Origin of the sequence: Caulobacter sp. BP25, assembly GCF_002737755.1 — a bacterium.
Classification (GTDB): domain Bacteria; phylum Pseudomonadota; class Alphaproteobacteria; order Caulobacterales; family Caulobacteraceae; genus Caulobacter.
Genome location: NZ_PEGH01000015.1, coordinates 1 through 6,129, shown reverse-complemented (window position 1 = coordinate 6,129; position 6,129 = coordinate 1). Strand labels below are relative to the sequence as shown.

General features: G+C 64.0%; 5 protein-coding genes and 1 pseudogene. All 6 read right to left on the bottom strand.

Going from position 1 to position 6,129, the window contains the following annotated elements:
• On the bottom strand, positions 1–1,238 hold a 1,238-nt coding region (locus tag CSW59_RS10130), incomplete at its 3' end, for a glycosyltransferase family 4 protein (RefSeq protein WP_099443934.1).
• 323 nt (positions 1,239–1,561) lie between these two features.
• Entirely contained in the window at positions 1,562–3,877 is a 2,316-nt protein-coding gene (locus CSW59_RS10125; protein WP_143754985.1) for a calcium-binding protein, read from the bottom strand.
• Between the two features lie 295 nt (positions 3,878–4,172).
• Complete coding sequence (locus tag CSW59_RS10115) at positions 4,173–4,973, bottom strand: sulfotransferase (RefSeq protein ID WP_099443932.1); 801 nt, start codon at positions 4,971–4,973, stop codon at positions 4,173–4,175.
• An 8-nt stretch (positions 4,974–4,981) separates the two neighbouring features.
• The gene (locus CSW59_RS10110; protein WP_161495040.1) at positions 4,982–5,449 is read right to left on the bottom strand and encodes an HlyD family efflux transporter periplasmic adaptor subunit; all 468 of its coding nucleotides are present in this window, start codon (positions 5,447–5,449) and stop codon (positions 4,982–4,984) included.
• 158 nt (positions 5,450–5,607) lie between these two features.
• Positions 5,608–5,883, bottom strand: coding sequence for a hypothetical protein (locus tag CSW59_RS21340; RefSeq protein ID WP_236632199.1), 276 nt, complete (start codon positions 5,881–5,883; stop codon positions 5,608–5,610).
• A gap of 147 nt (positions 5,884–6,030) precedes the next feature.
• Positions 6,031–6,090: pseudogene (locus CSW59_RS21810) on the bottom strand (biotin/lipoyl-binding protein); the annotation flags it as partial.
• Between the last annotated feature and the right edge of the window lie 39 nt (positions 6,091–6,129).

Genomic DNA, 6,129 nt, shown 5'->3' with positions numbered 1-6,129 from the left:
CCGAAAAGCAGGAATGGGTCGGGACGACGAGGATTGAGCATGATGTCCCGGCGCGGCGCGATCGGCCGCGCCGCCGCCAGGCGACGGTTGTTCAGCTCGTCCCAAAGCGACTCGTATTGGCCGATCACCACCCGCCAGTCGAAGACTTCCCGGGCCCGGGCCTGAGCCGCCTGGCCCATGCGCCGGCGCAGATCGGGATTCTCCACCAGCTCGGCGAGAGCCCGTCCGGCGTCACCGACATCGACCGCCGTCAGCTGGGCGACCGTGCCGACATAGTTGTCATAGGTGAGCCAACCATTGGCGTGGCGATAAGCAAGATCGCCGCCCGCCCCCGCGCGAGGCGCATAGGTGGCGATTCGGAAGCCGTCCACGCCGTGGCGGACCGTGTCCTTGTAGCCATCCCAATCGGAGACCACGGCGGGGATGCCCGCCGCCATCGCCTCGACCGGCGTCAGGCCAAAGGTCTCCTGGATGTTGTCCGACAGCGAAAGGAAGATGTCTCCCACCGACCATATCGAAAAGCGGGTGTCGGGCTTGCGCCCGTCCACGACCTTGTAGAGCACGCTGGGGCAGTAGCGGCGGGCTTCGTCGTGATAGAGCTTGTCATGGGCCTCGCTGCCCGACCATCCGGCCTGGACCCAGGCGATCGTCTTGCCGGTCTTTCGCGCTGCGCGTTCCAAGGCCATGGCCATCGGAACCGGGTTCATCTTGGCGTGCGGATTGAAACGGCCGACGTACAGAACAACCACGGCGTCGTCTGGCAGCTCCAGCTCGCGACGCCAGCGCTCGCGGTTCTCGGCCGAGGTCGCGAAGTCATCGACATTTACGCCCAGGGGGATCGTGACCAGGTTCGGGCTGGGAGCCCGGGTGGCCCCCAGACGCTCTTCGAGGTCGGCGCGAACGGCGTCTAGCTGCAGCTGGACGCTGGCGCGCACGGCGGTCGAGGTGCAGATCAAGGTGTCCCACGGATGGATCGGCGCGGTGACCAGATCGGCCAGCATGTCCATGATATTGGCCGAGGCGGTCGTGTGCGTGATGGCGGTGACGCCATAGGCATGCTCGAGCCGGGCCGTGCGGCGCAGCCAGGCCTCGCGGGCCAGGCTGGGCGAAGGCAGGTGCGCCATGCCCGATCGCGCCAAGCCCATCCGGTCATTGCGGGCCACCCAGCGTACGGGCTTTGGGGTTTCGGCGATCCGGGCGACGAAGGCGTTCAGCGCCGGCTCGGCCTGATTGGCCACGTTCCAGAAGGCGAAGTCCTGAACCTTGGCGTGCTTGATATAGCCGCGGAGAAACCCTCTCCCGCCGATTGTCGGCCCATCAGGGCGGGCTGTGTCGTGTCGAAGGCCTCGGGGTTCAGATATAGCGCGACGTTCGACATTCATCCAGGGCCCAGCGGGACCCTTCCCTTCAAGAAGAAGATCCGACGGCGGATCGACAGCGATGGGCCTCCGGTCAGAGGCGTGATCCTCTGTAGGCGACCACCCCCGGCCTTGGCGAGCAAAAGGCCAAAAAAAAAGGGGGCCGCCCCGAAGGACGGCCCCAATCTTTTGAACTTCGAAGCTTAGGCGAAGTTCGAGTAGTCGATATTCGCCAGCGTCGTGCTCGACAGCAGGATCGCGTCGTCAGCGGTGCCGGCGGTCGCGGCGCCATCGAGGAACACGTAGACGTCGGTGCCGACTTGGACAGCCACGATCTTGACCGTGGTGCTGAACGAGCTTTCGGCAGCCGTCAGAGCGGCGGCGAACGAAGCGGCCGTCAGCTCGGTGTAGGCCGTGCCCAGCGTGCTGACGTCGATCGTGTCGGTCGAGGTCCAGTCCGTGATCGAGTCGATCGTGGCCAGGGTCACGCCGCTGTCAGCATCGGCGAAGACGAACACGTCGTTACCCGCGCCGCCCGACAGGGTGTCTTCACCCACACCGCCGTTGAGCGTGTCAACGCCGTCGCCGCCGCTGAGCGAGTCATCATCAGCGCCGCCCGACAGGCTGTCATTGCCAGCGCCACCCGACAGGATGTCATCTTCAGCCGCGCCGGTCAGGGTGTCGTTGCCGTCACCGCCGCTGATCGAGTCGACGCCCGTACCACCGGTGATGCCGTCGTTACCAGCGCCGCCCGACAGGGTGTTGGAACCAGCCGCGTCGGAGATGGTGTCGTTGCCGTTGTCACCGCTGATGTCGTCAGCGCCCGTACCGCCGGTGATGGTGTCGTCGCCTTCACCGCCGCTGATGCCGTTGGTGCCAGCCGAGTCGGTGATGGTGTCGTTGCCAGCGCCACCGGTGATGGTGTCGTTGCCAGCCGAGTCGGTGATGGTGTCATTACCATTGCCGCCGTCGGTCAGGTCATTACCAGCGCCACCTTCGATGGTGTCGTTGCCGTCGCCACCGGTGATGGCGTCTTCGCCGGCAGCGCCGTCGATCGAGTCATTACCGTTGTTGCCAGCGACAGTGTCGTTGTCGGCGCCGCCGTTCAGCGAGTCGTTGCCTTCGCCACCCGTGACGAAGTCAGCGCCAGCGCCACCCAGGACGGTGTCGTTGCCGTTCTCGCCCGACACGGTGTCGTTGTCATCGCCGCCGTCGATCGAGTCGTTGCCTTCGCCGCCGGTCACGACGTCGGTGCCCGTGCCACCCAGCAGGGTATCGTTGCCATTGTCGCCCGTGATGGTGTCATTTCCACCAGCGCCGTCGAGCGAGTCGTTGCCTTCGCCGCCGACCACCGAGTCATTGCCCGTGCCGCCGGTGATGGTGTCGTTACCATTGCCGCCGTTCAGGGTGTTGGAACCCGCCGAGTCGGTGATGGTGTCATCGCCCAGGTCACCAAAGACCAGGTCGTTGCCCGCATCGCCAGCGATGGTGTCGTTGCCTTGACCGCCGTACAGGCTGTCATTGCCCGCGCCGCCGACGAGGCTGTCATCGCCGAGGTTGCCTTGGACGAAGTCGGCGTCAGCGCCGGCGTCGACCGTGTCGTTGCCTTGGCCGCCGTACAGGGTGTCAGCGCCAGCGCCGCCCAGGACGCTGTCGTCGCCTTGGCCGCCTTGGGCGAAGTCGGCGTCGTCGCCGGCGTCGATCGTGTCGGCGCCGTTGTCACCGTACAGGGTGTCAGCGCCAGCGCCGCCGAGGATGCTGTCAGCACCTTCGCCACCAGTGATCGAGTCGGCGCCGTTTTCACCCGACAGGGTGTCGCCGCCGTTGGCGCCTTCGATGGTGTCGTTGCCGTTGCCGCCGAGGATGCTGTCAACGCCTTCGCCGCCGTACAGGCTGTCGTCGCCGTTGCCGCCGTTCAGGGTGTCGTCGCCGAGGTCACCGAAGACCAGGTCGTTACCGTCGCCAGCCGTGACCGTGTCGCCGTCTTGACCGCCCAGGATGGTGTCGTTGCCGTTGCCGGCGTCGATCGTGTCAGCACCCATGTTGCCGTAGATGGCGTCGTTGCCGGCGCCGCCGGTGATCGAGTCGGTGCCTTGACCGCCGTAGACGGTATCGTTGCCGTCGCCGCCGGCCAGGCTGTCATTGCCGAGGTTGCCGTGGATCCAGTCGTTGCCGTTACCGCCCGACAGGGTGTCGTTGTCGTTGTTGCCGGTCATCCAGTCGTTGCCGGTCGAGCCCGTGCCCGTATCGGCGTTCGTGTCGCCGTAGACAAAGACGCTGTTGTCAGCGAACAGGGTGGTGCTCGCGCCCGCGAAGGCGGCGATCTGGGTGTCGCCCGTGAAGGTGACGGTCTTGCCGTTCAGGGTAACGGCCAGGGTCGCCGGCGTAGCGCCGACCGAGGCGGTGTAGACGACGGTCACGCCCGAAGCGGTGCCCGTGGGGAAGAACAGGACGTCGCCGGTGGTGTAATTGGCGGCGATATCCGCCGCCGACGTCGTGTCGAAATTATAGGTAGCCATCCAAGGTCTCCATCTTGTGTCACAGGCTATGTTCCGCCGTCGCCCCACCCCCAAGATGGAAACGTCCCAGCGTAAACCCAGCCTCTCCGCCGCTTTTAGCGAAGGCTGAGATTATTACAACCCGGCCGGATCGTTGCCTAATCCGGGCCTGAGCGCAACCGTGTTAGGGCGCGCGTCGTCAACAGAGACCACAAGAATATTAAGAGGGCTTGTAGAGTCCGCCCGACTCCAACGCGGGCGCGCGGAACAAGTTTATCTACTGACTTTTTGGAAGTCCCGCCCTTTCCGGACCCTATCACGTGAAAAGAGGAAAGCTTATTCCACTCAATCGTGTGAATATAATCTGATCGTCTTCAAAGACCGATTTCAGATATGCACGGTCGTCTTCGGTAATCCCAGCGCCATAATCTATAGTCTTGGCGACATGACTTTCTTTCGCTTCGATGCGACCAAAAGGTGGTGCGTTCAAAAAATCACACACAGTGCATAAAATCCGCTCTGGCTCGGCTCTAAGATCATCCGAACGCAGGAAAAGCAGTTGCTCGCGGGGAAAAATGCTCAGCAGGCGTCTTAGCTGGGCTCCGTAGAAGCCCCGCTCTACATAACTGTACACGCGATGAAAGCCCGGGGCGTTGGGATCGGTCGCGACCCTTGCCCGACCGTCCCGCACACACCACGCGAAAGGCTCGGTTTCGGCCCCGCGCGCGTACTCCATCTTCCAGTGCGACAGCGCCCGTTCGATCGGGTCGCGGAAGATCAGGATCAACCGCATTTCGGGATTATAGGCCGCTATCCGCTCCAGGCTGTTGGGCCAATAGAGATAGATCGGCGTCGCCTCCCCGCGCAGCCGCCGACCGCCAGGGTCGGCGCTGAAAAGCGCTTCGTAGGGCGCGTAGTCTGGGCGAGACCAGTCGACGTTGGTCTCATCATCAAAAAAATGGGCCTCCTTGACCACCGGCAGGCTCAGATCGGGGTGCTCGACCAAATAATCGAATAGCGCCGTGGTGCCGCCCTTCTGGACGCCAGCCACCAGGAACCCGATCCGCCCTTGTCCGGGCGGGTCCCAAGTCGGAAACCGGAACGCAAGCGTGCTCATGGCTGGCTCTATTGCTCGCGCATGGACCGGTCGATGACCTCACCGATGGGGCCGATCAGGAACGACAGGATCGTGCGCTTGTCGGTACGGATCATCACCGTGGCCTGCATGCCCGGATAGAGCTTGGCTCCCTTTGGCAGCTTAGCCAGTTCCTCGGGCTTGATCCGGAGGTCGGCGCGGAAATACGATTCGTGGGTCTGGGCGTTGGTGACGGCGTCGGCAGAAACGCTCAGCACCTCGGCCGGGATCTTCGGCACGTGATAGCTGTTGTAGGCCTGCAGGATAACGTCGGCCTGCATGCCTGGATGCACCTGGTCTATGTCGCCCGGCTTGATTTGGGCGCTGATCACCAACGGCGTGTTGCTGGGGACCACGTCCATCAGCACTTCGCCAGAGCCCGCCACCCCGCCGATCGTGTACTGACTAAGACCCAGCACATAGCCATCGACCGGTGAACTAATCTCGGTCTGGGCCAAGGCCTCGCGCGCGGCGTTCAGACGTGGGCCAAGGTCGCTGAGCTTGGTCTGAGCTTCGCGCAGATTGGTGGCAACCTCCGCCCCGCGCTGCTCATAGATCGAGGCTAGCTGTAGACGGGTCTCGCCAGCCTGTTGCTGGTTCCTGGTGATTTCGGCGATCAGGGCGCCCGCCGGCCCTGGGCTTCAGCGATCTGACGCTCCAGGCGCAGCAGCACCGCCTTGGGGGCCAACCCCTTGGCGCTCAAGGTCTTGTAGCCGTTCAACTCCTCGTTCATCAGCACGATCTGCTGGTCCATGGAATCGACCTGTATCTGCAGGCCCGACCGCGCCGTCTGCAGCTGCTCGAAGCGCTGGTTAAGAATCGCCGCCTGGCCTTCGATGGCGGCCTTGCGGGTCTCATAGACGATGGTCTCGTTCTGAATCAGCGCGGCCACGCGCGGATCCCCGCGGCGAGAAGTCAGCTCTAGGGCAGGATCAAAGGACGGCGAGCATTCTCGGCCTCTAGGCGCGCTGCGCTCATCGCGACCGTATCGTACTGATTTTCGAGGATCGTGACCTGGGCGGGCGACGGTGTCGTCGAACTTGATCAGTACCTGCCCTGCCCTGACGGCCTGGCCTTCCTGGACGTTGATCTGGCGGATGATGCCGCCATCCCGGCTCTTGAGGGTCTTGCGGTTGGC